Genomic DNA, 26,433 nt, shown 5'->3' with positions numbered 1-26,433 from the left:
TACCTGTAGTTTCTGTTTACAATATCCCTTTCATGCTGAGCATGTTTTTCCATATATGCCAACAAAAAATGCATCTCGAATGATTCGAGATGCATTTTTTACTTATTTAAATACGGGTTCTTTAAAGGTTGCTAATTTTTCAAGTGATGTTTTATCTACATCTGCGTGTAAGCTGTTACCGTGAGAATCCATTGTTACAACAGCTTTAAAGCCATCAATACGCAAATGCCACATTGCTTCTGGAATACCAAATTGTAAGAAGTCGACATCTTTTACTTCTTTAATACATTCTGCATAATACTGCGCAGCGCCTCCGATTGCATTTAAATATACGCCGCCATGTTCAGCTAATGCCGCCAATGTTTTGGCTCCCATGCCACCTTTACCGATAACAGCACGAATACCAAACTTTTTCATAATGTCACCTTGATATGGCTCTTCACGAATACTTGTTGTTGGACCTGCCGCTTTAATTTTCCAATTATCGTTTTCATCTTTTACAACAACTGGACCGCAGTGATAAATAATTTGTCCATTTAAGTCTACTGGACAGTCATTATCCATTAAATGCTTATGAATTGCGTCACGACCTGTGTACATCATCCCGTTAATCGTAACAACATCACCAACGCGGAGTTCACGAATTTGCTCCTCTGTAATTGGTGCCTGCAAGATAATTTCACGCTGTTCACTTTTTTCTTGGCTTGCTTCTTGCTGAAGTGTATTTTCACCTTCTTGATATAACCAATCGATAATCTCACCTGTTTCAGGATGAATTGTTACACCAAGGCGACGATACGCCCAACAATTATATGCAACAGATACATAAAAACTAGCTGGCAGACGATTGTATACACCAATTTTGCAACCAAGTAAAGTTGTTTCGCCGCCAAATCCCATCGTACCAATACCCAGCTTGTTCGCATTCTCTAATACGTATTCCTCAAGCTTTTGTAATTCAGGAACTGAGTTCGCATCATCTAATGTACGGAATAGTTGATTCTTTGCTAACTCATAACCTGACGTACGGTCTCCCCCGATACCAACGCCGATTACACCTGCACTGCATCCTTGCCCTTGTGCTTGATATACTGCATGAAGAAGACATTTACGAATTCCTTCTAAATCACGCCCTGCTCGTCCAAGTCCTTCTAATTCACAAGGTAAGCTGTACTGAATATTTTTATTCTCACAGCCGCCTCCTTTTAAAATTAAACGAGCATCAATATAATCTTTCTCCCACTGCTCAAACTTAATCACAGGTGTACCTGGTCCTAAGTTGTTACCACTATTGTCTCCGAAAAGAGAATCAACGGAGTTTGGACGAAGTTTTCCATCCTTTGTCGCCCGCTCAAGCGCACTATAGATGGCCACTTTTATTTTCAATTGATTCACACCAACTGGTGTATAGATTTTAAACGTTGGCATCCCTGTATCTTGGCAAATTGGCGAGATATTGTCGTCTGCCATTTTAATATTATTTGCAATCGTGCCAAGTGCCATCGCTGAACGAGTCCCTGCATTTTCTCGTTCTTTCGCTCTTTGAATTGCACGACGAACATCTTTCGGTAAATTCGTCGATGTTTCAACAATTAGTTGATACATACTTTCTTGAAGCTTTTCCATTGTTACTTCCCCCTCAATTGTGAACGCTACCAAAACGTTACGAAATGAAATTTCCACTCTTAATTCTCTAGAGTCTTTTCTTTTTTATTTCACGACTCTTAAGATCAAATGAAATTTTTCACAACTTGATTATACTCTTTTTTTTCTATTCCTTCTATTTCAATAGCGTCTGAAAGGGATTATATTTTTTTATATCTTTTTAAATACGCTTGTACATCATCGTATGCACCGCTCTCATTTGCATATTTAATATAATTTTTAATCGTGCGGAACCACTCCAACGTGGACGGCTTCGTTTCTACTATAGCATCGGTTAAGTCCTTCATTGTAATGATTCGCTCCACACCTGTTGTCATAATTTCTCCTAAAACATTTTCTACGGCCAGTTCTACTACATTTTCAATGTCAGCACCGGAATACAGTTCTGTTTCTTTAGCTAACATATCATAATCTATTATTGAACTTGGTTTTCCTGCCAGCTTAATTTGAAAAATATTGCTCCGTGCTTCTAAATCAGGTGGGGAAACGAAAATCATTTTATCAAAGCGACCCGGTCTTTTAAACGCAGGATCAATATCCCACGGCATATTGGTCGCACCAATTAACAATAGTTTGTCTGTATTCGTATCAATACCTTCGATTTCTGTTAACAATTGATCTATGACTGTTCTTAATGTCGGATGTCCCGATACTTTGCTCCGGTTAAATCCAAGCGCATCCATTTCATCTAAAAATAAAATACATGGCTTTTTGGAACGAGCATATCGGAAAATTTCCCGTACATTTTGTTCACTCACGCCAACATACGGATCCAGAATATCGGTAATGCTCATCGTCGCAAAATGTGCTCTGCACTCCCCTGCAGTTGCTTTTGCAATATATGTTTTGCCGCAGCCAGGAGGACCGTATAATAAAATGCCGCCGCCAACTTTTTTCTTAAAACGTTCAAATAATCCTGGTGAAGTAAACGGTTTAATAATTTTCATTTGAATCGCTTTTTTTACATCATGTAAACCACCGACATCCTCAAATGTAATCTGGTCTTGCTCACGTTTTTGCTTACTTCTTCCACCTTGAAGCACGTCCATCGGAATCACATTTTCTTCCACATTTTCGTTTACATAATCTGTATGTAACTGTTTTTCCTTTTCCGGAGCTCGCTCTATTACGTGATGCTCGTTTTTTTCAAAATGGCTCCCCTCTTCTGTTACATGTAATGCTTCTTTCGAACTTGTAAGCACCTGTGATAAGGCTCCCAATTCAGCTGCAACTTTATCCTTCCATTCTTGATCACCATACTGAAGGGCTTTCGATAAGGCTTGCAGTGCATTTGCTATATCTCCCTGTTCTTTATACTCGACTCCAATTAAATACCAAATCGATCCATTTTCTTCATCTTGTGCTAACACTTGCTTTAATACCTCTATTTTATTCACCGTGTTCTCCCCCGTCATGATTTTTTTATTTTTTTATACAATTTGTACATCGGTGTAGATAGCCAGCTCCATATACAAATGATGATATAAAATAGAATTCCGATTCGGATCATAATTTCCCAATTCAAGGTAATGAATAAACCTAATGCTCCAAAACATATTGCCCAAAAGATAAGTGGACCACCCACTTTATTGACGAGAACATTCGGAAAGAAAATCGGATGAATCAGCTCTTCCGCTTCTTCTAAGATTTCAAGTAATTCTTTATTATTAGGCGCCAACAAAAACGCTTGTCGGTAATATTTGTATGCTTCCCTATACTGCTTCCTTGTTGCTGCATGGGTTCCTAACTGTACTAAAAAATGAACTTTGTTATCTGATGCATTATAATTATCTTTTAGGGATTCCTCTATTTCTTGTTTCGTTCCTATTGCAAGTAATAAAATAAATTGATAATGAAGAACAGTAGGATGATTCGGATCAATTTCTACTGCTGTTTGTATGGATTGTTTGGCTTTTTCAATATGGCCTGTTTTTAATAAAACAAATGCATATTTCGCTATTGCTTGCGCATGGGAAGGTTCCGAGTACAGAACATTCAAAAAGTTTTGTTCCGCTTTTTCAAACTCATTCGTGTATGTATATATATGTCCAAGTGTATAGTACACTTCTTCTGGCTTATAACCATGCTGCAACGCTAATATACAAAGCTCTTTCGCTTCATCATATTGTTCTGAATCTGCATAGCAGCATCCTAAATTGTACAATGCTTCCGCATGCTGCGGATTATAAGAAAGCAGCTTTTCTAATTTCTGCTGTGCTGTTTCAATATGACCAATCCCGTAATAATGCTGCGCCTCTTGCAACAACATCGTTTCACTCTGTGAAGTTGACATACAGCATCTCCCCTCCTACTAACAATGCCGTTTGAGCTATGATACCAACTATTCCAATGATAAGACCTATCCATCGTAATGACCTTACGTTTCCATTTACTAAACTATGAATTCGAAATCGCTCTCGCATTGCATAGATATACGCACCCGCTACGACTGCAGCAGCTATTCGAAAAACAATCTGCAGCACATCGATATTGCCAATTAAGGCAGCACACATGAACATTGCTAGTAAAGTCATTATTCCTATTATAAAGAGTCCGTATATTTTCTGTTTGGACTCTTTTAACCAAATCGCATTACAAGTTCCTAAAATCATAACTGGAATAACTCCAAAAATGAGTCCAATAATAAACAAATTGTAAATATTGTACGTTTTTGTTTCTCTTGCTTGTTTTCCTTGTAATATAGGCTCCATTAAATTATATTCCATATAATTCCTCCTCTTCATCTTCATATTATAAACTATATTTTCTTCCTATTTATACTGTAAAGTAGAAAACGAAAACAGATTTTCTTGGTGGCTGTCCCAAAAATAGCTGAATAGCTACCTTTGGGATCTTTTTTTACATGAAAGAAAACAAAAAACAAGTAATGGCTATACGACAATCAAAAGAATCTATCGGTATATAGAATGTTTGGGGTCTCGGGTCTCCATTTCAAGAAACATGTGCAAAAGGGAAAGAAACAAAATCCATCAGTGTCTCTGTAAAAAATCAGAAACAGCAAAAAGAAGTGCGAGAACATTTAAGTGCAGAAGAGGGTGAAAATTTATATGGCAAACGAAAAGTAGATGTAGAATCTGCATTTTGTCATATTAAACTACAATCGCCTTTTCCAACGCTTCTTCTTACGAGGCCTTTCCAAAAATAGATTGGAATAGGGTCTTATTTGTGTTATCCATAATCCGCGGAGATTGGCATCAACAACTAAACAAGACGTAAAAAACACACAGCTATAAGAGGTAATCAACAGTTTTCTTTCCCACGAAGTATGTTCTCATCCATATAAAGGTAAAAAAGAAGAAACTGTCCCAAAAGGTCGTTTTTAACGACCTTTTGGGACAGTTTCACCATATAAAAAGCGGCTACCAAAACATGATTGGCAGCCGCTTTAATATATTATTCGTCTTTTTTAAATTGCTCACATTTCAGTTCTAATTCATCTAACATTGCAAGAAGACGATCTATATCTTCTAATTCTACCTCTTCTGGTTCAATTGTATCGATTACTTCTACGAACATATTTAAACGTTCTTTTAAATATACTAGTTGTGAATCTTTATCTTGAATTGCTTTTCCCATGAAGGCACTCTCCTTTTTATTCGAGTTACTTTTATTATACCGCAAAAATGATTGTCACGGACATGAATTTTCATCAATTTTGTCACAGTACTAGATTCAATATAAATAGAAATGTAATACGCTTTCTTTTTCTTTTAAAACGAAATAAGAAAATCAAGAAATCCTTGTTACAAAAAGTTTCACTTTATAAAACGTCTGTATTCTTCTATTATAGAGGGTGGACAAATTGTTATTTCAATAGTCAAAGGAGTATTTCAGATGAGTATATCACAAACAATGAAGCCGATTACTCCTTCTTACGATCCATGGGAAGCGTATATGGACCTTGAAGAGTACGGCAAATTACTATTAACAAACGTTGAGTTTACAACGACAACGTTATGCAATATGCGCTGTGAGCATTGTGCTGTTGGTTATACCTTACAGCCGAAGGATCCAAATCCGCTTCCGATGGAACTTTTATTAAAGCGATTAGATGAGATTCCTCATTTACGTTCTTTAAGTATTACGGGCGGAGAGCCAATGCTCTCAAAAAAATCCGTCGACAACTATGTAACACCACTCTTAAAATATGCCCATGAGCGAGGCGTTCGCACTCAAATCAACTCAAACTTAACTATAGATTTAGCCCGTTACGAACAAATTATTCCTTATTTAGATGTGTTGCATATTTCACATAACTGGGGAACAATTGATGATTTCGTTGAAGGTGGATTTGCAATGATGGAGCGCAAACCTACTTATGAACAACGTGCGAAACTATTTGAACGCATGATTACAAATAGTAAAGCTTTATCAGATGCAGGTGTTCTCGTGTCGGCAGAAACAATGCTAAATAAACGTACTTTGCCACATATTGAACACATTCACCGTCAAATTGTTGAAGAAATGGGCTGTAAGCGTCATGAAGTACACCCGATGTATCCGAGTGATTTTGCTAGTAACCTTGAAATTTTAACAAAAGCTGAAATTCGAAGTGCAATTGAGCATTTATTAGATATTCGCGATGAAAACGTATGGATGTTATTTGGTACACTACCTTTCTACGCATGTAGTAATGATAAACATGATTTAGCCACATTGAGAAAATTACATGAGAGCAAAAACGTGACGGTTCGTAACGATCCAGATGGGCGTTCTCGCTTAAATGTAAATATTTTTGATGGTAGCATTATCGTAACAGACTTTGGCGACATACCACTACTTGGTAACATTCAAACAAATACATTACAAGAAGCCTATGACAAATGGTGCAGCTCAAAAACAGCAAAATCTTTAAGCTGTCACTGCCCTGCTGTAAAATGTCTTGGACCAAATATCCTTGTAAAAAACAGCTATTATCCAACCGAAAACTTTTTAACAAAAGAAACAAATCTTACACTTTAATACAAAAACGTCAGCCAATTAGCTGACGTTTTTTTACTTATCCTATTATTGTGGATGAGGTGAAGAAATAAATTTAAAAGACAAATAATCTTGAATTGGAATCGCAGCTCCAATTCCCTGCGAAGTAATATTTTTAATTACAAGCCTCTTTTGATTTCCTTTTAAAACAAGATATACTTCTCCAAATGTAACTTTCCCTTTTTCATTTACCGCTGGTGTATATGCATATAAATATCCAAGTTGTTTAGGGCTGATGTTGTATATACGCTCATTCCCCGTACCGTAACCGATGGTTGTTTTAAAAGAAAGCGGTAGTTGTACCTTTTCCATTGCCTTTAAAAGAATCATCTTTTTCACATCTTCCGCATCTTTAATATATGCTGTTAAACCGCCTTCTACAGTTTTTTGTGCTTCTTGCTTGTATCGAAGTGGATATAATTTCTCTACACCACGGTTGTCATACACGTTACGGTTCACTTGCTTATATTCCCAATTCATTGTTGTATCTGTTGACTCATAATTTAAAGGCCATTGTCCCAAATAAATTTTTGCCCTATATCCTACTGCAAGAGGGGCATTTGAAATCGAAGTTTCATTAAACATTCGAATTAAGTGTGGATTTTCAATACGAATATCCGATGTTTTCAATAATTCTTTCGCAAATTGACTTGGCTGCAAATGCGGCAAATCTTGCACTGTATTTGGATAGGTATTGCCTTTTGAAATATTCAAAACAGATGAAGGCATCTTTACATTTACTGTTGTCTTTGCAAAACTGCTGCAAGGAAATAATAAAATAAACGAGACCATAGTTGAAAGACATATGCTGTACACTCGTTTCACCTGCTTTACTCCTTCCTAATTTAAGAATGTATAAATCATTTAAATAGCTATATACAAATTGAAAAAAACCTCTCTCTTAGGTGGGAGAGAGCATCCGACCATGCATAGAAACGGTCAGATCCTCTTCCTGCCCCATGCCAAGTGAAGACAAAAAGAGAAAACGAGCGTATATCTTCTTTTGTTTTTCATAGCAATAACTTATATGCGACAAGCCCAAAAGAAGGCATCCCCTAGAAGCATGGTGATAGAAATTTCACTTTATACAAATACAAATTGAAAAAACCTCTCTCTTAGGTGGGAGAGAGCATCCAGCCATGCATAGAAGCGGTCAGATTCTCTTCCTATCTCATACCAAGTGAAAACAAAGAGAAATAACCAGTGTAGGTCACCCTTTATTCTTCATAACAAGCATTTATATGTCAAAAATCAAATTTTATATACTAACTATCTCTATTGTTTTCTCTCCATGACATTGTTATCCCTATTTTTATAACAAGTAAAAACCAATTCCCATAATGAAATAGGCAGCTAATAATGTTCCTCCTTCAAACCAGTTCGTATCTCCATCGTTTGAAATTGCAATCGTTAAAAAGACAGAAGTGATCATCGCTACAAGTTCTGGCATTGTAAATACCAGGGGCATTCTCACTGTAAAGAACATCGATAGTAGTACGAGTACAGGAGCAACAAACATGGCAATTTGTAGTGTAGAACCGACGGCAATTTCAACTGCAATATTCACCTTATTTTTATAGGCCATAATAATTGCAGAGGCATGCTCAGCCGCATTACCAACAATAGCAACAATGATAACCCCAATAAATAATTCCGACCATCCAAATGATTTTGCTACTGTTTCAAATGTATGAACGAGCGCCTCCGATACATAAGCAACTGCTGCTGTTGCAATCGCCAAAATAAGCAACGCTTTCCCCTTTGACCATTCTGGTTCTTCTTCATGCTCCACTTCATCACTTTTATGCTGATATACACCGCGATGTGTAACTAATTTAAAAAACAGCGCCGCTAAATACATGACAATCATGATAAGTGAAACCCCAATACTTAATTGATATGTTTTCTCTATTCCCATCTTCATCGAAAAAACTTCTGGAATAACAAACGCTACAACAACTGCAAATATTAGTAAGGCCGAATTATGTCTTGCATCATAAACATTGAAGCTTTGTCTTTTATACTTCAGTCCCCCTACGAAAAAGGAAAGACCCCCAACTAATAATAAGTTTCCAAGAACAGAACCAGTTAGTGAAGCTAGTACAACTTCAGTTAATCCTGCTCGCAATGCAAAAATCGAAATAATAAGCTCAACTGCGTTCCCAAAGGTTGCATTTAATAATCCACCAATTCGTGGACCAGAAACAATAGCTAAACTTTCCGTCGCTCTTCCCATAAAAGCAGCAAGAGCAATAATTGTAACGCAATATACAGCAAACATAATTGTTTGTGGCCAATGTAATGTATTTCCAAGAATAGAAAGCGGTACACCAGTCAGCGCAAGTATTAAGAAAATCTTATTGAACATATTCTCCATCCTTCCATCGTATGTATTTCTCCTCACTACTATCTTTATTCTTATCCTAACTTGTCCCATTTCATCACAAATACGTTTAAAAAATGGGATTGAAGAAAAAAGTATAAAAGGTCATACATTTTTTTGCACAAAAATTTCAGGTAATAGAAAGAGGTTAAAAAAATGCATTTAAAAGAAAAAATTGCAACCATTATTCAAGGACAAAGAACTGGTGTATTAGCTACCATTCGTGAGAATAAACCACATAGCTGTTTTATGATGTTTTTTCATGAAGATTTTGTACTATACGTCGCAACAGATCGTAATTCCAAAAAATTAGCAGATATTGAGCAGAATCCAAATGTTCATGTACTGCTTGGACGAGAAGGAAAGAAATGGGATGAAGATTATATCGAAGTTGAAGGAATCGCTTCAATTGAAGAAGATCAAACATTAAAAAATAAATTTTGGAATAATAGCTTAAAACGTTGGCTACTAGGTGCTGAAGATCCAAACTACGTACTAATAAAAATTAATCCAAATACAATTTACTACATCGATAGTGACGGTACGACTCAGCCAGAGTTTTTACGACTGTAATACAAAAACAAGCCCTGTTAAAAGGGCTTGTTTTGTCGAAAAGTTCTTACTAAAAAAATATAAAAAAGGTGGAACTTTCTAAAGATTCTGTTATATAATAGCAGTAACTTAAATAAACTGTATTAAAACAGATTAGGAGGAGAAAGAAAATGATGAAAAGAGAAGAACGGAAAAATATGATTGAGTTTATCGAAAAGAAAAAAGGAATTGAGCGTGAAGAACTTTTATTTATGACAGATGATGAAGTAGAGCACATTTATAATGTAACGTACTTTTTATATGAAGAAATTGCAGAATAATAGAGTAAAAGGCCCACCTGTCAGGTGGGCCTTACTATTTTCATAGTTATATTTCTATATAAATACAAGCTGAAAAGCCGACATAAAACCTTTCTTTTTAAATGAGAGAGAGCATCCAGCAATGCATAGAAGAGATCAGAGCCTCTTCCTGCCCATGCCAATTGAAAACAAAGGGAGAAAACAAGTCCTGGTCACCTTTTGTTCTTTATAGCAGCGACTTATATGTATAAAATCAAAATAGATATATATATAAATAACTATGAAAATCATTATATTTGATAATGATTTTCATGTATAATAATACAAGAATGGAGGAATTTCACTATGAGTTCATGGTTATTATTCGCATTATTATCAGCAATTGCTGCAGCACTTGTATCCATCTTTGGGAAATTTGGTTTAGAAGGAATCGATGCCAACGTGGCAACAACTATCCGTTCAATTATCATGGCACTATTCATGATAGGTGTAATTATGATACAAGGAAAATTTCAAAATATCGGTGACGTTCTAATGAATAAAAAAGCACTTCTATTTATCACCTTAAGTGGGATAGCTGGTGCTTCATCATGGCTATTTTATTTTCTCGCTTTAAAAACAGGAAAGGTTTCACAAGTTGCCCCTGTAGATAAATTAAGTGTTGTCTTTTCAATCATTCTCGCAATGATTATATTAGGCGAAAAATTAAACTTCATGACTGGAATGGGTGTTGTATGTATTACAGCAGGTGTTCTCTTCATTGCTTTCAGCTAAAAAACCGCTTAATTTGCGGTTTTTTTCCTTCTTAGGTAGAGCCATACAATAAGTACAACTACGACTGAGATAATTAAAATCCACATTCCATAATGATGCAAGCTATATTCAACAAAACGCCACTTCTCTCCAAGCTTCCATCCAATTCCAATAAAAACACTAATCCAGATGAGAGCACCACCGTATGCGTATAGACAAAATCTCCAAAACGTTAAATTCGACATACCAGCAAAATATGCAGTTAAATGACGAATTCCTGGTATAAAGTATCCAATCATTAATAAAAAGGGACCATATTTTTCAAACAAGACATGTGTTTTTTCAATTTGCTTTTCTTTAATTCGTATCTTCGGACCATACTTTTTTAATACAGGAAGTCCAAGTTTTAACCCAAGTATGTAACTTAAAGTAATTCCAAGTACCGCACCGGCCATTCCACTTAGAAAAGCAGCCGTCCCTGACATAGTTCCTTTCGAAATATTATAACCAACAAACGTCAGCAAAAACTCATCTGGTATTGGCAGACCTACAATTCCACCCGCAAGAGCTATAATAATTCCAAAATAGCCATAATGTGTGATTAACTCACCAATATGTTGTTCCATTCGGATGACACATCCTATGCACGATCGTTATTCCATATTGTGCCCTCTCTATCTTTTAAGCAAACATGGTATACATATTCACTATACATCGTTTTTATAATGAACTCTACTCCTATTCATCTTACTTATTATGAAACTTTCCGCTGCTTTTCATCCTTACTTTTCAGAGTCTTGGGGCGTGGATGCATATTGTCCACAAATAGCGGGATAAATCCATACTTCACTTCATAATTATAAGAAAATACGACTTCACAAGCAGGATTTTTGTTACAATAAAGAAAAGTTACATTTAGCATCGGTTTGACTCTCAAGAAAAATGATATAGGCAGTAATCATATATATAACGATAAAATGCACCTTCTACCCGTGTAGAGTATATACATAAAAATCATTTTTCTAAATTATACAGGGGGAAAAAACATGACCATAGAAAAACAGTTGATTCAAAAGGTATACTATGAAACATTCTTAACTGAACAGAATTCTGTTCAAGCTCCTCAAGTGCTTGGGGAATCATATGTAAATGAAGCTAAAAATGAATTTTCCAATATCTCTAACATTCGTTTTGCACAAGGAGAAGTTTATTATCACCATAAAGATTTCGAAACAGCCATTTTCAAATGGGAGAAAGTAAACAATGACCTCTCTCTATGGGCCAAAAAAAATATAGCAGACGCTTATTTAGAATTAGGGTTGCTTTCAATAGCAGAAGAAATCTATATGTCGATTCAAACGGAAGACATCACATTAACAATGGAAGTGTCTTTACAACTTCTTTCTCTGTACATGGAACAAAACCGTTTAGGTCTTGCTTTTAAGGTTATTAGTGAAGCAGTTGCATTCCAACCAGACTATCCAAATATCACTGCCATCGCTCGCTCCTTTTATGAGAAACAGCAGGATTGGAACAATGCGATTGACCTTGCTGTTCAAGAAGGAATTCGAACGAAATCATTACATTGGTTTGAGATTTTAACAAATTATGTGAATCAAGAATTCACAAAACAAATGAAACCAAAATATTTTTATGAAGCATTAAAAGTTTTATATACAGTCGATTCAGTTCAATTTAAAAAACTTGTCTCATCACTTTGGAAAAGCTATCAAGATGAGTCAACCTACTTAGTATGGATTCAAACAATTAATCACCTTTTTTTACACGTCGAAGTCGATTCTTACGATGCATGGGATGAAATCGTTACGCTTTATCAAGACACATACTGTGAATTAATTACAGGACAATACTTAATGCATGAATTGCAGGAACTTATTCCAGACTTGTTAACAAATTGGTTTAGCTTAACAAAAGCAGAACATTCTCTATTTGTTTCCGCTGCAACGTTAGCATGGAATGGAGTTTCACCTAAGAGCCTTGATACATTACTTGTGAAAAGCGCTGAAACGCTTCTTTCTAGTTCAACAATATATAACGCAGTTGACCTAGAGAAGGTTTCAAATCTTTTTGAAACGATTGTCGTATGGGCAGAAAAGAATGATGTAGACTTAAGTCATTCTTTCACATGGCTTGTTCAGGAACTTTCCGATCTAAATGTACAACAAGTTCTCATTACAGGTACGAATGAGAATAGTAAATCATCCTTTATCAATTCTATATTAGGGGAAAATATACTAAAAGATTCTCCTAAGGCCGCTATCGTATTTAAGGATAATGCACAGACAGAAATTACAGAACTCACAGATTTAACAATACGAAACATTTCCAATTTGGATGAATTTTACGAAATAATGACCGTTCCTCCAAAATCAGAATCTGAACAGAAATGTATTGAATTTAAGTTACCATGTAGATTTTTACGAAAAAATAAATTCTCATTTATCGTTACACCAGGTTTTAATGGAAATGGCAATAACAAAAATACAAATATAGATTACTTACATGCAGCTGATAATCTATTATATGTTCTTAATACTTCTTCTTTACTTGATGAAGAAATTGATACACTACTATACATGCAAGAACAACTACCAACTTTACAAGTTCATTTTGTTTTAAATAAAGTCGATACCACTCTTAATGAGGAAGTGGCAAATAAAAAGCTAACTGAAATCGAGTCTAAAATACATGTGCATTTTCCAAATGCACGCGTATTCCCTTACTCACCTTTACAGGAGAGCAGCGAACAGCTAAGTGATTTAACAGAATCCATTACTTCAAACTTTAATAATAGAAGTGTAAAAACTGAACGCACAGAAAAACTATTATGGTTTATTCAAAAGACCATCACGTATCTCTTAAATGAACGCGTACAATTAGAAAATACGTTAGTAAAATCCATCCGTTGGAACAAACACATTTTAGTAAAACTAAACGGCTTTATTAATAACCTAACTGCTATTGAAAAAGATAAGACTCGCTCTATCACAGACTCATATCGTTTAACTAAAGATGAAATTATACACGATCTTCATGACCAAATTCCTGAGTTATTACAGAGCTGCTCTGATTTAGTTCAGGAAGATAGTGACTTTAAACAAGTTCCTGAAGAACTAAATGCAGCAATGAATGAAAGAATTCAAAAACATTTACAACAAATGATATTACCTAAGTTTACGCATTCTATTCAGGAATGGATTGAAAAAGCACATAACGAATTTATTCAAAGCCAATCTTATTTAGATGAAATGAGTGAAACATTTAATAAATTATACGAAGAAGAACGTATGAAACTACCATGCGATTTTCAATTACTTGATGATTGGCGCCGAGATGTTGCAAGGATGACAAACCGAATCAAAGTTGATAACGTAAATATTTTACTACGCTTTACACCAACACAATTTCTATTAAAAAGTGCTGGAAAACTATTCGGTAATATGCAGAAAAACCAATCTATGCTTTACAATAAATACAAAAATTATATTGAGACCGAAGACTATACAGATGTAACAACAATGATTTCTGAACAGTTCTTCCTTCAATTTGAATTATTCGAAAGCGCATTAGAACGTGATATTATGATGTTCTTTAAAGAACCTCTCAGCATATTAAAGCAGACTGTGGAAGCAGCACATCTCGAAATAAATCAGGACGAAAATGCACTAACAAAACTACGAACAAATCCAGAAACATACCATGATCCTTTAACACTGTTTAAATTACAGTTATTACAGTACAAATTCATGCTAAATGACAAAAATGATGATTCTCCTTCTTTAAAAATAGTAAAGAACGAGGCTCCTACAGTTTAAATACGTAGAAAAAACCAAGCAATTTGTAACAATTGCTTGGTTTTTTTGTTATATTCTATTTCACATATCCCAAATAACATCATTAACCTTTGCACCAACTCTTACACGCTGAATGAATGCCTTTCTCTCGTCTTCTTTATGAATTAACTTATGTACATAACGGCGTTTACTTAATAAATCTCTACATGCTTCATTATAATTTAGAACTTCCTGGCAGCGCTTATCCTCATATAAAGCTTTGAACCATGCATACCTCTTTAGCTTTTCCACATGCCGTTGTATTCTTTTCTTTTTCCGTTTCTCTCGTTCAACTAATCTCTCCAACACTTGCTCTACTACTTCATCTAACATAAAATCCCCAGCTACTTTTACAACACCAATAGTCCCTCTAACAATACCTTTACCTGCATCAACACATACTTCACCTAATGCAATTGCTGCTCGACCAATCCCTACTAGAATGTGTCCAATAATATCTTCCATATTATCACTTCCTTCTAGTTCACAATTTTCACATGATCAAACGGATAATAGATTGCTGTTAATGTTCCAAGCACTTCCGTTTTATGAATCAGCCCTAAGCCGTTACGACTATCTCTACTCACTAAACGATTATCACCCATAACAAAAATCTTATCTTTAGGAACTGTAATAGGACCAAAGTCTTCGGTTAAATTAATAAGAAGTTGTTTTGCATGCTTTCTATTCTTATCCAAATAAGGTTCACTTTTCACTTGATGATTTACGTATAATTGATCATTTTTCATCTCAATTACATCGCCTGGAAGCCCAATAATTCTCTTTACATAAAAATTATCAGTCTTTACTACAATAATATCTTCACGCTCATAAGTCTCAAATCTCTTTGCTAACTTATTAATAATTACCTTATCCCCATCTTGCAACGCCGGCCTCATAGATGCTCCTTGCACAGTTGTTGGAAAAAACACAAAAATTTTCATTAAAAAAAACAACAAACACGCAATTGCTAGTATTTCAAAAAGTTCACGAACGCGACTTTTCTTTTTCATTTATTTCCCCTTTCTCTCTTATCCTTCTATTATAAAGCCCATTTGTAAATGAATTCTATATTATCTGTTAATTATCCGTATTATTTATCCTACATTAGCGATTGATAATACAGTCCTCCGTGTTTAGTAATAACAAAGTAGCTACCAAGGAGAGAATTTTCCTACAAAATCCTAGTTCGTTAAGCTTAATAATGAATGAAGGATGCTTCATCGCACCTATAGAAAAGAACCGCTCTCACAAGCAGTTCTCCATTTTCCCCCGCTATTTGCGGGTAGTAATACTCCCACCTCAAAATTCAGTGGAAGCAAAGAAGTTAGATGGGAGATAAACTGTCCGTAAAATCCCGATTGGTTCAACTAATAATCGGTGGGGTATGAAGAGCCCCCACCGATTAAATCTTCACTTTATATTCCAGCATAAACAATACACATCTGTGCAGCAATATATGTTAACCAAATCCAAAGCGGATCATACTTTACTTTGCGGCCACCAATATCTGTCACACCAATAATAAAATCAGAAATCACAAATAGTAATCCACCGAATGCTGGGATCCACCATATTCCACTTTTTGCATAGTATAATGCAAAGGCAAAGCATGCCATTCCACCAACCCATAAACCATATACGAGCGCACCTACTGTAAACAACTTATCTTGCCCTTGATTCCGAATAAAAAAGAACCAGCCAATTATTAAAAATAAGCCGTAGACAATTACGCCAATCCAGAACCCCTTCCACGAAATACCCGTTTGCAAAAATGCCGTTACATAAAAACAATGTGCAATCGCAAATGTAATCATACCACCAATTAGCCGATGTCCAAACGGAATGAGCCCCGCCATAAATAAATCACCTAGCGTAGATAAAGTCATCCCAATCGCAACCCACTGACAATACTCTACAGATGGGTCTTGTAGCCAAATCCAAATTGCACCACCCGTTAAAGAAAAACTAAGCGTAAGACGAATCAATAATGGTAACGGCTCGTTTTTTCTAGCTTGTTTTGTCTGTGCTATTGCAAAAAACGCACCGAAAACAAATAAAATGGCTTGTCCAATTAATAATATATAAATTTCATTCATAATATGTGCTCCTCAATGAACAGATAATACTGTATTTTCGTGACATAACTTCTATTTCCCTCTAAAATTTGAAAAAAAGAAGAACTTCTGTCCTTCTTTTCTAGCCTGAAAAAACAATACATTCACTTACTTTAAGCTGCTTGTTTCTCTTGTTCCGTTTTTTGCATATTTGGTGTTCGATTTACTACGATAATACCCGCTGCTACACATGCTAACCCAAATAAAACGAATGAATGAATTGCTTCTCCTAAAATCATACTGGATAACAAAACGCCAAATACCGGTATAAAGAACATATACATCGATACTTTTCCAACCTTGTTATATTTCATAACTGTATTCCAAATACAGAAACCTGCCGCTGATAAGAATGATAAATACAGTAACATGAGTAGTGCTTTCATACTAAATACAAAAGGCATAAATCCAACTTGAAAAATACCAATACACAATAGTCCCATAGATCCAAAAATCATTTGGTATGCTGTCATGTACCCAACATCTAATGTTTTACTTCCTTCTTTCGCCAATATATTTCCATATGAATACATCATCGCTGCCCCAAGGAGCAATAATTCACCAATTCCAAAATGAAATGCTATACTTCCACCACTTGGAACATTGACAAGAATCACACCGCAAAAACCGATAGATACACCAATCACTTTTCGAATATTTAATGCATCATCTTTATACAAAAAATGTGCAATTAAAATTTGAAAAAAAGATGATGTCCCGGAAATAATTGCACCTTCAATTCCAGAACTGTAACTCATCCCAATATAAAAGCATACATATTGTAGAAACGTTTGAAATAAACCAATTTGTACTAATTGCTTTCCTGTTTCTTTTTTGAAATGCATATCTTTTCCTATCGCCTTAAAAAAGAATAAGAGCATCACACCTGATAAGAAAAAGCGATAACCGGCAAATAATATTTGTTCGCCAACTTCATGTGGCTGAATTCCGAGTTCAGTATAACTTAATTTAATAAAAGGGAATGCGCTTCCCCATAGAAATGTCGCTGCGAGCGCTGCAACAAATACACCTATCGGATGGGTAAAAAATTTCTCTGTCTTCAACTTGTTGTCTTCCTTTCCGACCTTTCTACGAACAATATTCATATATACCAAAGGAAAAGCAAAAAAACAAGTTTTTCAATCTTATAAATAAGCAAAAACATATTCTCGAGTAGAAACATATGATATAATATAGAATAATTACAAGATAATAACTGATAAAATTTTTCAATAGAAATGCTGCTATCCTTATGGATGGCAGCTTTCGTCGTTTTATGGGGGTTTCGATTTTGATTCTTTTTCTCAATAAGAATATGGAAGGAGCGAGTAATCATGAACTCAGAAATAAAAACATTACCATCAAAAAATAATATGTCTAACCCATCTTGGATTCGATCATTTCAAAAACATTATGAACTAATCTTTGCGATCCTATCTGGTGTTTTCATTTTATCCGGCTGGTTATTCACAAAAAACGAAGCAACGACCACCGGAATTGTTTTATATATCCTCGCCTATATAATTGGAGGATATGCGAAAGCTAAAGAAGGCATTGAAGATACATTAGAAGAAAAGGAATTGAATGTAGAAATGTTAATGCTCTTCGCTGCCATCGGTGCCGCTATTATCGGATACTGGGCAGAAGGTGCAATTTTAATATTTATCTTTGCATTAAGTGGTGCAATGGAATCTTATACATTAAGTAAAAGCCAAAAGGAAATTTCAGCACTGCTAGATTTACAACCTGAAGAAGCTTTGCGTATTTCTCATGGAGCAGAGGAACGTATTCCTGTAGGTCAGTTAGAAATTGATGACATCATTTTAATTAAACCAGGTGAACGTGTACCTGCCGATGGTACAATTCATAGCGGGGAAACAAATATTGATGAGGCTACTATCACCGGGGAGCCTATCCCGAATGAAAAAAGATTTGGTGATGAAGTATTCGCCGGAACCGTGAACTTACGCGGAGCTATTGAAGTTAAAATTACAAAAAAAAGCGACCAAACATTGTTCCAAAAAATTATTCGTCTCGTTCAAAACGCGCAAAGTGAAAAATCACCATCCCAACTTTTTATCGAAAAATTTGAAGGAACATATGTAAAAGGTGTACTTATCGTTGTTGCTCTCATGATGTTTGTTCCTCATTTCATACTAGATTGGAGCTGGAATGAAACATTTTATCGCGCTATGATTTTACTCGTTGTCGCTTCTCCATGTGCGCTCGTTGCATCGATTACACCAGCAACATTATCTGCTATTTCTAACGGCGCGCGAAACGGTATTTTGTTTAAGGGTGGTATTCATTTAGAACGTCTTGCCTCCGTAAAGGCAATTGCCTTTGATAAAACAGGAACGTTAACACAAGGAAAACCGACTGTAACAGATGTTTACGTCCGTGATGAAATAACAGAAGAAGCTGTACTATATATTACAGCTTCTATCGAAAGTCATTCTACACATCCACTCGCAGAAGCTATCGTCAAGTACGCAAAACACACATATGACATTACATTAGCAAAGCCAGAAAATGTAGAAGATGTAACTGGGTTTGGCTTAAAAGGAATTTTAGAAAATAAAGCTTATAAGATTGGAAAAGCCAATTTTATTGGCGAAGAAACAAAAACTTTTCATAACGGAATCGCTACTACACTTGAACAAGAAGGAAAAACTGTTGTCTATATTAGTGATAAAGAAGGAATTCTGGGGCTTATTGCTTTAAAAGATACGTTGCGCCAAGAAACAATTGCCGCTATTCATGATTTACAAAGCATTGGTGTTGAAGCCATCATGATTACTGGTGATAACGAACAAACAGCTAAAGCAATTGCGAATGAAAGCAACATTAAAGAATACTACGCATCATGCTTACCAGAAACAAAAGTAGACACGGTGAAACAACTAAAAGAAAAATACGGTACAGTGGCAATGGTTGGCGACGGTATTAACGATGCTCCTGCACTCGCTACAGCAAGTATTGGTGTTGCTATGGGCGAAGGGACAGATGTTGCTTTAGAAACAGCAGATGTTGTTCTAATGAAAAATGAACTCTCTCGCCTTGCGCAAGCCATTCGTTTATCAAAACGAATGAATCGTATCGTGAAACAAAACGTTATCCTTTCTTTAGCAGTAATCACAATGCTCATTTGTTCTAACTTCTTGCAATTTTTAGCTCTCCCATTTGGTGTTATCGGTCATGAGGGAAGTACAATCCTTGTAATTTTAAACGGTTTACGATTATTAAAAGGAAATAATTAAACGGGTTCCTAAGTAGGGAACCCGTTTTTTCTTCAATATCTAGCTCTAATGACTAAATTATTCGGTGGCTTCTCGTTTTCTGACGAGAGAAAACACGCTTCTATATCAGAAGCCCATCCCTCTCACGTTTTAAGCGAGTCGCTTACGCTTTCTAATGGTAGCCATTATGTCCATTCGCACTACTGCTCGTTTTATGTTTTGGATGCGAACTACTTTTTTGTTTACCTTGGTTTTTATTATTATGATTTTTTTTATTGTTACTCATCTTGTATCCCCCCTGTTCCTTTTTATTATGGAACAGAACTTTATTTCTCATCACGGAAATTATTGTCACTTGTTCTATAAAAATGTAATAAGCCATTAATTTCTCCGCCAAGTAGAATAACCCAACCAGTTAAATAAAACCATAACATTAAAATGATGATACCACCAAGACCACCATATGTATTAGCATAATTGGCAAACTTATCTACATAATAGGCAAATGAGTACGATACCACAATCCACCCTACAGTAGCAAATAACGCTCCTGACACAACTTCTCTTCTTTTTAACTTTCGATCAGGTGCAAATGTATATAAAAAGCTAAACAAGGAAAATAAAACCAAGAAACTAGCTACTAACCGTGTAATACTCCATACGAAAGAAAAACTCTCTGATAAACCAAGCGCTCTAAAAACAGCTGCCCCAATTACCTGTCCAAAGACAGGCACAATTAAAGCAAAGACAATCATAAAAATCATTGCTAGTGTAAGCACAATAGATAAAGCCCTCGTAGTAATGAAAGATCGTGTTTCTTTTACATCATAGGCACGATTAAAAGCATTCATCACTGCGTTTACACCATTTGAAGCAAACCATAACATCGATAATAAACCAAACGATAATAAACCACCATTTTGTTCATTTACAACTGTATCTACATTCACTTCAATTAAATTCATCGCTTCTTCGGGTACATAAGCTTCCAATAAACTGAGCACATTCTCTGTTTGTATGTCAATAAATCCAAGAAGTGTAATTAAAAAAACAAGCCCAGGAAAAATAGCAAGCAAGAAGAAATAAGCGAGCTGTGCTGCTAAGCCCGCTACGTCATCTCGCATCGTTCGGTCATATAGATCCTTCCCAAACGAATAGACACGATTTCCCCTTGCTTTCTCTAGAAATTTTTTCATATTTATCTAAACGCTTTTCTTCTCTTCTTTATCTTGCTTCAACTCAATGTATGCTTCCGTTTTTTTCCCCTCAGCAATCACTGTTTCTTCTCCCTTTACCTCTTCTGATACTGGAGAAATTGCTTGAATTTCAATTGTTTCTGTTTTTTCTTCCGGCTCAGCTTTTTTCTTACTAAAGATTTCTTTCGTTTCTTTTAGTGTTTCAACAACAGCTGGTGTTAATTTCTTAATTTCCGCTACCTTCGCCTTTACTACATTAAAATCTGCAAGTTCGCGTCCTTTATCTGTAACAGTTTGCACTTTTTCTTTAATCTTTGCATTCTCACCAATTTCAATCATCTTTGATTTTGCTTTTTCTGCCGTATTTTTTACTTTCTCACGATTTTCTTTTTTCAGCATGGAAACAGCTACACCTGCTGCTACACCAATCGCAATGTTTCGAGCTATCTTATTCTTCTTTGCCATATTCCTTCACCCTTTCATTTCTTATGATAGAAAGTATTTCTTTCTAATCTTTCTCATATTCCTTGCTCATTTCGAATGAATGCTAACAATTTTGCACACCCTTCTGTTACAAGGTCATATACTTCTTGAAAGTTCCCTGTAAAATAAGGGTCAGGAACATCCGTCCAGCCAACGTCTGGAACAAAATCGGACAGTCTACCAATATAGCCTCCAGCTTTACCTAAACTTTCTAAATCCGCTATATTCTTGTTGTCCATGGCAATAATATAATCAAACTTTGTTAAGTCTTCTTTTTCTACTTGACGTGCTTTAATTCCTTCAAAAGAGACTTCATTTTCTTTTAAAATTTTTTGTGTTCCTTCATGAGGCTGATGGCCAATATGCCAATCTCCTGTTCCTGCAGAATCAATATGAATCTTATCTTCTATCCCCTCTTGCACGACAAGATTACGAAAAATCGCTTCTGCCATCGGAGAGCGACAAATGTTTCCAAGACAAACAAATAATACTTGAACCATATTTGTTTCTTCCCTTCTGGGTGCATTTCTTATATATACATATAGTATAAACAACCAATTATTAATTATAAAGGAAATTCCTACTAAATTAATATGATTGAAAAGATTCATTAACGAAAATGATAAAAAATGTTAAGATAGCCTTATGTTATTTCAAAGGGGGACACTTCGGTGGATTTATCCGTAAAATCGCAAGAAAATGTTGAATATATGGTCGAAGCTATTAAAGAAAAGTTACGTATGGTAAATGCAGGAGCAATGCGCGCTGAAAGCTTTAATGAAGAAATGTATGAGGATCTACGTGACATTTATGATCATGTAATGAAACGTGAAACATTTAGTATTAGTGAAATGCAGGCTATTACAGAAGAATTAGGTATGTTAATTAAAAAATAAAGAAAAGTCCCTTGTCCAAAGGGACTTTTGTATTTCCAACAAATTCATGACATCCCTTCACTTTTCTACATCTATTTTCCAAATGCTGTACAATAAAAAGAGAACCTCATCATAGACCCCACACCAAATTCCATTTTATTTTTCAAGATTTATCGTATTACCATCGCTAACTGCTTTTACTGGAGGTGTTTTATCTATGAGCAATTGGTACGGGAAGACAACAGATCAAACCATACTTGAACTTGGAACAAATGAACAATATGGTTTAACAGAAGAAATGGTGCAAATTCGATTAGAAAAACATGGTCGAAATGAACTCACAACAAAACAAAAACGAACTTTATGGCAACGTATTTTTGCCCAAATTAACGATGTCCTCGTCTATGTTCTTTTAATTGCCGCTCTTATCTCTGCCTTTGTAGGTGAATGGGCCGATGCTAGCATTATCGCTCTCGTTGTTGTTTTAAACGCTGTAATTGGTGTCATTCAAGAATCGAAAGCAGAACAAGCACTAGAAGCATTAAAAAAGATGGCTACGCCTAAAGCAATTGTAAAACGAAATGGTGAATTAAAAGAAATCCCAGCCGAACAGGTCGTCCCAGGAGATATCGTTATGCTCGATGCAGGACGATATATTCCTTGTGACTTACGCCTTATTGAAACTGCAAATTTAAAAATTGAGGAATCTGCTTTAACAGGTGAATCTGTTCCTGTTGATAAAGACTCACTTTATCATCCTTCACTTCAAAATGAAGAACAAATCCCACTAGGGGATCAAAAAAATATGGCCTTTATGTCCACTCTTGTTACGTACGGACGAGGCGTTGGTGTTGCTGTTGAAACGGGAATGAAATCACAAATCGGAAAAATTGCTACTCTCTTGCATGAAGCTGATGATGATGCAACACCACTTCAAAAAAGCTTAGCGCAAGTCGGAAAATATTTAGGCTTTGTAGCTGTAACAATCTGTATCATTATGTTCCTCATCGGATATTTTCAAGGCCGAGACACCTTAGAAATGTTTATGACTGCCATTAGCTTAGCCGTTGCTGCGATTCCAGAAGGATTACCAGCAATTGTTTCTATCGTTCTCGCAATTGGCGTACAGCGTATGATTAAACAAAACGTTATCATCCGTAAACTTCCAGCCGTCGAAGCACTCGGTTCTGTTACGATTATTTGTTCAGATAAAACTGGTACATTAACACAAAATAAAATGACAGTTACTCACTTCTATAGTGACCATACATACGACAAATTAGAGAATTTAAACGCAAACAATGACGCTCAGCGCCTATTATTAGAAAATATGATTTTATGTAATGATGCATCTTATACAACCGAATCACAGACTGGGGATCCAACAGAAATTGCTCTTCTTGTTGCCGGTAGCACCTTTGATTTTCAAAAAGATACGTTAGAAGTTCAACATAGACGTGTGAATGAATTACCATTTGACTCCGAGCGCAAAATGATGTCAACATTGCATGAATATGATGAAAACTATTACAGCATGACAAAAGGAGCAATTGATAAACTCTTACCTCGTTGTACCCATATTTTTATAAATGGTAAGACGAGAATTTTAACCGACGCAGATAAAGAACAAATATTAGAAACTGCTCAAATGATGTCACAAGAAGCTTTGCGCGTACTATCTTTTGCTTTCAAACAGTATGACACACAAAACATCGCCAAGGATCACATGGAAGAAAATCTTATATTTATAGGGCTTGTCGGTATGATTGATCCCCCTCGAACCGAAGTAAAGGCCTCTATTGCTGAATGTAAAAAGGCAGGAATTCGTACCATTATGATTACAGGCGATCATAAAGATACTGCCTTTGCTATCGCAAAGGCACTCGGCATCGCTGAAAAAGAATCTGAAGTCATGATTGGAACAGACTTAGATCGTATTTCAGATGAAAAATTAGCAAATGAAATTAATCATTTAAATGTATTTGCGCGTGTTTCTCCTGAACATAAAGTTAAAATTGTGGGGGCACTACGTGCAAAAGGAAATATTGTTTCTATGACTGGGGATGGTGTCAACGATGCACCATCTTTAAAACAAGCAGATATCGGAGTCGCAATGGGCATTACCGGAACAGATATCGCTAAAGGTGCGGCTGACATGGTTTTAACAGATGATAACTTCTCATCTATTGTCAAAGCTGTTGAAGAAGGAAGAAATATTTATCGCAACATAAAAAAATCCATTCTTTTCTTACTCTCTTGCAACTTTGGAGAAATTATTGCACTATTTTTAGCTATTTTACTAGGGTGGGCTACACCGCTTCGTCCAATTCACATTTTATGGGTGAACTTAATTACAGATACACTCCCCGCCCTATCGCTAGGCGTTGATCCAGAAGACCCAGATGTGATGAAAGACAAACCACGCGGGGAAAAAGAAAGCTTGTTTAAAGGTAGTGTTTCTTTTCTTATTCTAAACGGGACTGTCATAGGGCTCCTTACTTTAATCGCTTTTATTGTTGGAGCGAAATTATATACAGGAGATACAAATATCTTCCCGCTGTTCCCATCTCAAATTAATGACGATGCATTACTACATGCTCAAACGATGGCATTTGTCGTACTTAGTTTTTCACAGCTTATTCATTCAACTTACGATCTAGTACAAAATCAATCTTTTCAATTGGAATATTCACAAATAAATACTTAGTTTTCTCCCTGCTTATCGGTATCCTAATGCAAATATGTATTATCTCAATACCGCCAATTGCCAACATATTTGGGGTACACTCCTTAACATTAAAAGACTGGGGATTTGTTATAGTACTAAGTATTATTCCGCTTGTTGTAACTGAGATTATCAAAGTGTTTAAGAAAAACTAAAAGGCAATGAGGAATCTCCTCATTGCCTTTTTCAAATTACCCTTGCAATTCTTTTTTAATATTCTCTGTAAGTTCCGCCATACGTTTACGACTTTCTTCACGCTCGCGTTTGTTTTGCTCTTCAATTTGCTGTGTTTCTTGCATACCTCTTGAAATGATATTCCATGTTTCTTCAAGTGTCTCCATTTTAATACTAGAAGAACCAGAAAGTCTCGCTACCTCTACACTTTGCGTTGCAATATTTTGGGCATTTTTCTTAAGTAACTCATTTGTACGACGATCGAGCTCAGCCATAGAATCAGCAACAAGCTTTTGACGCTTTGCGTTCACAGCTTGAATAATTCCATTTTTAAAAATAGGAATTGTTGTAATAAACGCCGTATTAATTTTACCGATTAATTTGTTATTACCACGCTGAATCATGCGAATTTGTGGTGCTGTTAATAGCGCAACCATACGAGCCTTCTCTAAATCATCAATACGTTGTTCTAAAATTTCGACAGAGTTTCTCAAAGATTCTAATTCAATACCTGCTAATTGATCATTGTTACGAACACGTTCTTCATACATTGGAACTAACTCTGTATTTAAACGCTCTAGCAACATTTCTCCTGCTACTACATACTTCTCTAAGTCTAAATAATATGTTAAGTTTTGTTCATATAGGCCATCTAACGTACCGATTGATTTTTTCATTTCGTCTTGGTATTTCGTAATTTCCACGTACACTTTGTCCATTTCACGGCCCATCGTTTGATACTTACTAAAGATTTGTTCAATCATTTTATCTGCTTTTTTAAACATACGAGAGAAAAAGCCACTTTTCTCTTCCGCGAAATCTTTACTATCAAATCTGTCCATAATCTTACCAAGTTGCTTTAGTAATTCACCGGAATCCTCTATCTTGGATAAGGACATCGTATGTAAAATTTGATCCGCAAAACGAGAAATTTCCATAGAAGGTTCTTTTCCAAGTTCAATTAATTCCAATTGATCTTTAATATCAACAGCATTATAAATACGTTGCACTTCAGCATCTTGTCTCAGTTGCAAGCGAACATCTTGTGCTGTTTGCTCATTTAATTCGGTTTTCGGATCTAATACGATAGGATTGTTATTCATATGTTATTCTTCCC

General features: G+C 35.6%; 23 protein-coding genes and 2 pseudogenes. 9 read left to right on the top strand and 16 right to left on the bottom strand.

The features are described from left to right. Positions 1–102: 102 nt before the first annotated feature. The 4 genes from fumA to AAIE21_RS21865 form a co-directional block, all read right to left on the bottom strand. Positions 103–1,626, bottom strand: a complete 1,524-nt coding sequence (fumA, locus tag AAIE21_RS21880; RefSeq protein WP_343268720.1) for a class I fumarate hydratase — start codon at positions 1,624–1,626, stop codon at positions 103–105. A gap of 179 nt (positions 1,627–1,805) precedes the next feature. Then, a complete protein-coding gene (locus AAIE21_RS21875) occupies positions 1,806–3,062 on the bottom strand; it encodes an AAA family ATPase (RefSeq protein ID WP_343268719.1) in 1,257 nt (418 codons plus the stop codon). A gap of 14 nt (positions 3,063–3,076) precedes the next feature. Next, the gene (locus tag AAIE21_RS21870) at positions 3,077–3,958 is read right to left on the bottom strand and encodes a tetratricopeptide repeat protein (RefSeq protein WP_343268718.1); all 882 of its coding nucleotides are present in this window, start codon (positions 3,956–3,958) and stop codon (positions 3,077–3,079) included. Beyond that, positions 3,939–4,391, bottom strand: coding sequence for a hypothetical protein (locus tag AAIE21_RS21865; protein ID WP_343268717.1), 453 nt, complete (start codon positions 4,389–4,391; stop codon positions 3,939–3,941). The genes AAIE21_RS21870 and AAIE21_RS21865 overlap by 20 nt, the downstream gene beginning before the upstream one ends. Positions 4,392–4,518: 127 nt before the next feature. On the opposite strand from AAIE21_RS21865, the pseudogene AAIE21_RS21860 reads away from it, so the two are divergent. Beyond that, positions 4,519–4,919, top strand: a pseudogene (locus tag AAIE21_RS21860) (transposase); the annotation flags it as partial. A 160-nt stretch (positions 4,920–5,079) separates the two neighbouring features. On the opposite strand, the gene AAIE21_RS21855 reads toward AAIE21_RS21860, so the two are convergent. Further along, a complete protein-coding gene (locus tag AAIE21_RS21855; RefSeq protein ID WP_000513557.1) occupies positions 5,080–5,262 on the bottom strand; it encodes an SE1561 family protein in 183 nt (60 codons plus the stop codon). Between the two features lie 258 nt (positions 5,263–5,520). Between AAIE21_RS21855 and yfkAB the strand changes: the two genes are divergently transcribed. Continuing rightward, on the top strand, positions 5,521–6,648 hold the full coding sequence (gene yfkAB, locus AAIE21_RS21850) for a radical SAM/CxCxxxxC motif protein YfkAB (RefSeq protein ID WP_343268716.1): 1,128 nt from the start codon (positions 5,521–5,523) through the stop codon (positions 6,646–6,648). A 45-nt stretch (positions 6,649–6,693) separates the two neighbouring features. Here the strand turns inward: yfkAB and AAIE21_RS21845 are convergent, their stop codons facing one another. Both AAIE21_RS21845 and cax read right to left on the bottom strand, forming a co-directional pair. Then, entirely contained in the window at positions 6,694–7,491 is a 798-nt protein-coding gene (locus AAIE21_RS21845; protein WP_343268715.1) for a YfkD famly protein, read from the bottom strand. A 487-nt stretch (positions 7,492–7,978) separates the two neighbouring features. Next, positions 7,979–9,034 (bottom strand): calcium/proton exchanger, encoded by a 1,056-nt coding sequence (cax, locus tag AAIE21_RS21840; protein WP_343268714.1) that lies wholly within the window; start codon positions 9,032–9,034, stop codon positions 7,979–7,981. A gap of 171 nt (positions 9,035–9,205) precedes the next feature. Between cax and AAIE21_RS21835 the strand changes: the two genes are divergently transcribed. The 3 genes from AAIE21_RS21835 (at position 9,206) to AAIE21_RS21825 (ending at position 10,674) form a co-directional block, all read left to right on the top strand. After that, on the top strand, positions 9,206–9,622 hold the full coding sequence (locus AAIE21_RS21835; protein WP_343268713.1) for a pyridoxamine 5'-phosphate oxidase family protein: 417 nt from the start codon (positions 9,206–9,208) through the stop codon (positions 9,620–9,622). A gap of 152 nt (positions 9,623–9,774) precedes the next feature. Then, positions 9,775–9,921 carry a BH0509 family protein gene (locus AAIE21_RS21830; RefSeq protein ID WP_026008701.1) on the top strand — a complete coding sequence of 49 codons (147 nt, stop codon included), beginning with the start codon at positions 9,775–9,777 and terminating at the stop codon, positions 9,919–9,921. Positions 9,922–10,245: 324 nt separating this feature from the next. After that, the gene (locus AAIE21_RS21825) at positions 10,246–10,674 is read left to right on the top strand and encodes an EamA family transporter (RefSeq protein WP_017154020.1); all 429 of its coding nucleotides are present in this window, start codon (positions 10,246–10,248) and stop codon (positions 10,672–10,674) included. An 8-nt stretch (positions 10,675–10,682) separates the two neighbouring features. On the opposite strand, the gene AAIE21_RS21820 is transcribed toward AAIE21_RS21825, so the two are convergent. Further along, positions 10,683–11,279: a DedA family protein gene (locus tag AAIE21_RS21820; RefSeq protein WP_343268712.1), complete on the bottom strand. Its 597-nt coding sequence runs from the start codon at positions 11,277–11,279 to the stop codon at positions 10,683–10,685. Positions 11,280–11,699: 420 nt separating this feature from the next. On the opposite strand from AAIE21_RS21820, the gene AAIE21_RS21815 reads away from it, so the two are divergent. Then, positions 11,700–14,489 (top strand): tetratricopeptide repeat protein, encoded by a 2,790-nt coding sequence (locus tag AAIE21_RS21815; protein WP_343268711.1) that lies wholly within the window; start codon positions 11,700–11,702, stop codon positions 14,487–14,489. Positions 14,490–14,549: 60 nt separating this feature from the next. On the opposite strand, the gene AAIE21_RS21810 is transcribed toward AAIE21_RS21815, so the two are convergent. From AAIE21_RS21810 to AAIE21_RS21795, 4 genes are all read right to left on the bottom strand, one after another. After that, complete coding sequence (locus AAIE21_RS21810; RefSeq protein ID WP_343268710.1) at positions 14,550–14,972, bottom strand: hypothetical protein; 423 nt, start codon at positions 14,970–14,972, stop codon at positions 14,550–14,552. A 14-nt stretch (positions 14,973–14,986) separates the two neighbouring features. Next, entirely contained in the window at positions 14,987–15,520 is a 534-nt protein-coding gene (gene lepB / locus AAIE21_RS21805; protein WP_343268709.1) for a signal peptidase I, read from the bottom strand. Between the two features lie 405 nt (positions 15,521–15,925). Continuing rightward, positions 15,926–16,606: a lysoplasmalogenase gene (locus tag AAIE21_RS21800; protein ID WP_343268708.1), complete on the bottom strand. Its 681-nt coding sequence runs from the start codon at positions 16,604–16,606 to the stop codon at positions 15,926–15,928. Between the two features lie 131 nt (positions 16,607–16,737). After that, positions 16,738–17,688 (bottom strand): DMT family transporter, encoded by a 951-nt coding sequence (locus tag AAIE21_RS21795; RefSeq protein WP_343268707.1) that lies wholly within the window; start codon positions 17,686–17,688, stop codon positions 16,738–16,740. Positions 17,689–17,958: 270 nt separating this feature from the next. Here AAIE21_RS21795 and AAIE21_RS21790 point away from each other — a divergent pair, with 270 nt between their 5' ends. Then, positions 17,959–19,884: a heavy metal translocating P-type ATPase gene (locus AAIE21_RS21790; RefSeq protein ID WP_343268706.1), complete on the top strand. Its 1,926-nt coding sequence runs from the start codon at positions 17,959–17,961 to the stop codon at positions 19,882–19,884. Positions 19,885–20,189: 305 nt separating this feature from the next. On the opposite strand, the gene AAIE21_RS21785 is transcribed toward AAIE21_RS21790, so the two are convergent. From AAIE21_RS21785 to AAIE21_RS21775, 3 genes are read right to left on the bottom strand one after another with little or no spacing between them, the layout of a single operon-like run. Then, positions 20,190–21,059 (bottom strand): YihY/virulence factor BrkB family protein, encoded by an 870-nt coding sequence (locus AAIE21_RS21785; protein ID WP_343268705.1) that lies wholly within the window; start codon positions 21,057–21,059, stop codon positions 20,190–20,192. Between the two features lie 6 nt (positions 21,060–21,065). After that, positions 21,066–21,524, bottom strand: a complete 459-nt coding sequence (locus AAIE21_RS21780) for a DUF4075 domain-containing protein (RefSeq protein ID WP_343268704.1) — start codon at positions 21,522–21,524, stop codon at positions 21,066–21,068. A 53-nt stretch (positions 21,525–21,577) separates the two neighbouring features. Beyond that, positions 21,578–22,042, bottom strand: a complete 465-nt coding sequence (locus AAIE21_RS21775; RefSeq protein WP_343268703.1) for a low molecular weight protein-tyrosine-phosphatase — start codon at positions 22,040–22,042, stop codon at positions 21,578–21,580. A 171-nt stretch (positions 22,043–22,213) separates the two neighbouring features. Between AAIE21_RS21775 and AAIE21_RS21770 the strand changes: the two genes are divergently transcribed. Further along, entirely contained in the window at positions 22,214–22,438 is a 225-nt protein-coding gene (locus AAIE21_RS21770) for a DUF1128 domain-containing protein (RefSeq protein ID WP_343268702.1), read from the top strand. Between the two features lie 196 nt (positions 22,439–22,634). Then, a pseudogene (locus AAIE21_RS21765) lies at positions 22,635–25,297 on the top strand (cation-translocating P-type ATPase). A gap of 36 nt (positions 25,298–25,333) precedes the next feature. Here the strand turns inward: AAIE21_RS21765 and AAIE21_RS21760 are convergent. Beyond that, a complete protein-coding gene (locus tag AAIE21_RS21760; protein WP_343268701.1) occupies positions 25,334–26,419 on the bottom strand; it encodes a toxic anion resistance protein in 1,086 nt (361 codons plus the stop codon). Positions 26,420–26,433: the final 14 nt, after the last annotated feature.

The sequence above is a fragment of the Paenibacillus sp. 102 genome, from assembly GCF_039549175.1.
GTDB lineage: Bacteria > Bacillota > Bacilli > Bacillales > Bacillaceae_G > Bacillus_A.
This window is presented reverse-complemented; position numbering and strand designations above follow the sequence as displayed.

Bases quoted from the DNA above. Each gene is read 5' to 3' on its own strand.
- fumA (WP_343268720.1), bottom strand. From the start codon at position 1,626: ATGGAAAAGCTTCAAGAAAGTATGTATCAACTAATTGTTGAAACATCG.
- AAIE21_RS21870 (WP_343268718.1), bottom strand. From the start codon at position 3,958: ATGTCAACTTCACAGAGTGAAACGATGTTGTTGCAAGAGGCGCAGCAT.
- AAIE21_RS21865 (WP_343268717.1), bottom strand. From the start codon at position 4,391: ATGGAATATAATTTAATGGAGCCTATATTACAAGGAAAACAAGCAAGA.
- AAIE21_RS21855 (WP_000513557.1), bottom strand. From the start codon at position 5,262: ATGGGAAAAGCAATTCAAGATAAAGATTCACAACTAGTATATTTAAAA.
- yfkAB (WP_343268716.1), top strand. From the start codon at position 5,521: ATGAGTATATCACAAACAATGAAGCCGATTACTCCTTCTTACGATCCA.
- cax (WP_343268714.1), bottom strand. From the start codon at position 9,034: ATGTTCAATAAGATTTTCTTAATACTTGCGCTGACTGGTGTACCGCTT.
- AAIE21_RS21835 (WP_343268713.1), top strand. From the start codon at position 9,206: ATGCATTTAAAAGAAAAAATTGCAACCATTATTCAAGGACAAAGAACT.
- AAIE21_RS21830 (WP_026008701.1), top strand. From the start codon at position 9,775: ATGAAAAGAGAAGAACGGAAAAATATGATTGAGTTTATCGAAAAGAAA.
- AAIE21_RS21825 (WP_017154020.1), top strand. From the start codon at position 10,246: ATGAGTTCATGGTTATTATTCGCATTATTATCAGCAATTGCTGCAGCA.
- AAIE21_RS21820 (WP_343268712.1), bottom strand. From the start codon at position 11,279: ATGGAACAACATATTGGTGAGTTAATCACACATTATGGCTATTTTGGA.
- AAIE21_RS21815 (WP_343268711.1), top strand. From the start codon at position 11,700: ATGACCATAGAAAAACAGTTGATTCAAAAGGTATACTATGAAACATTC.
- AAIE21_RS21810 (WP_343268710.1), bottom strand. From the start codon at position 14,972: ATGGAAGATATTATTGGACACATTCTAGTAGGGATTGGTCGAGCAGCA.
- lepB (WP_343268709.1), bottom strand. From the start codon at position 15,520: ATGAAAAAGAAAAGTCGCGTTCGTGAACTTTTTGAAATACTAGCAATT.
- AAIE21_RS21800 (WP_343268708.1), bottom strand. From the start codon at position 16,606: ATGAATGAAATTTATATATTATTAATTGGACAAGCCATTTTATTTGTT.
- AAIE21_RS21790 (WP_343268706.1), top strand. From the start codon at position 17,959: ATGAACTCAGAAATAAAAACATTACCATCAAAAAATAATATGTCTAAC.
- AAIE21_RS21785 (WP_343268705.1), bottom strand. From the start codon at position 21,059: ATGAAAAAATTTCTAGAGAAAGCAAGGGGAAATCGTGTCTATTCGTTT.
- AAIE21_RS21780 (WP_343268704.1), bottom strand. From the start codon at position 21,524: ATGGCAAAGAAGAATAAGATAGCTCGAAACATTGCGATTGGTGTAGCA.
- AAIE21_RS21775 (WP_343268703.1), bottom strand. From the start codon at position 22,042: ATGGTTCAAGTATTATTTGTTTGTCTTGGAAACATTTGTCGCTCTCCG.
- AAIE21_RS21760 (WP_343268701.1), bottom strand. From the start codon at position 26,419: ATGAATAACAATCCTATCGTATTAGATCCGAAAACCGAATTAAATGAG.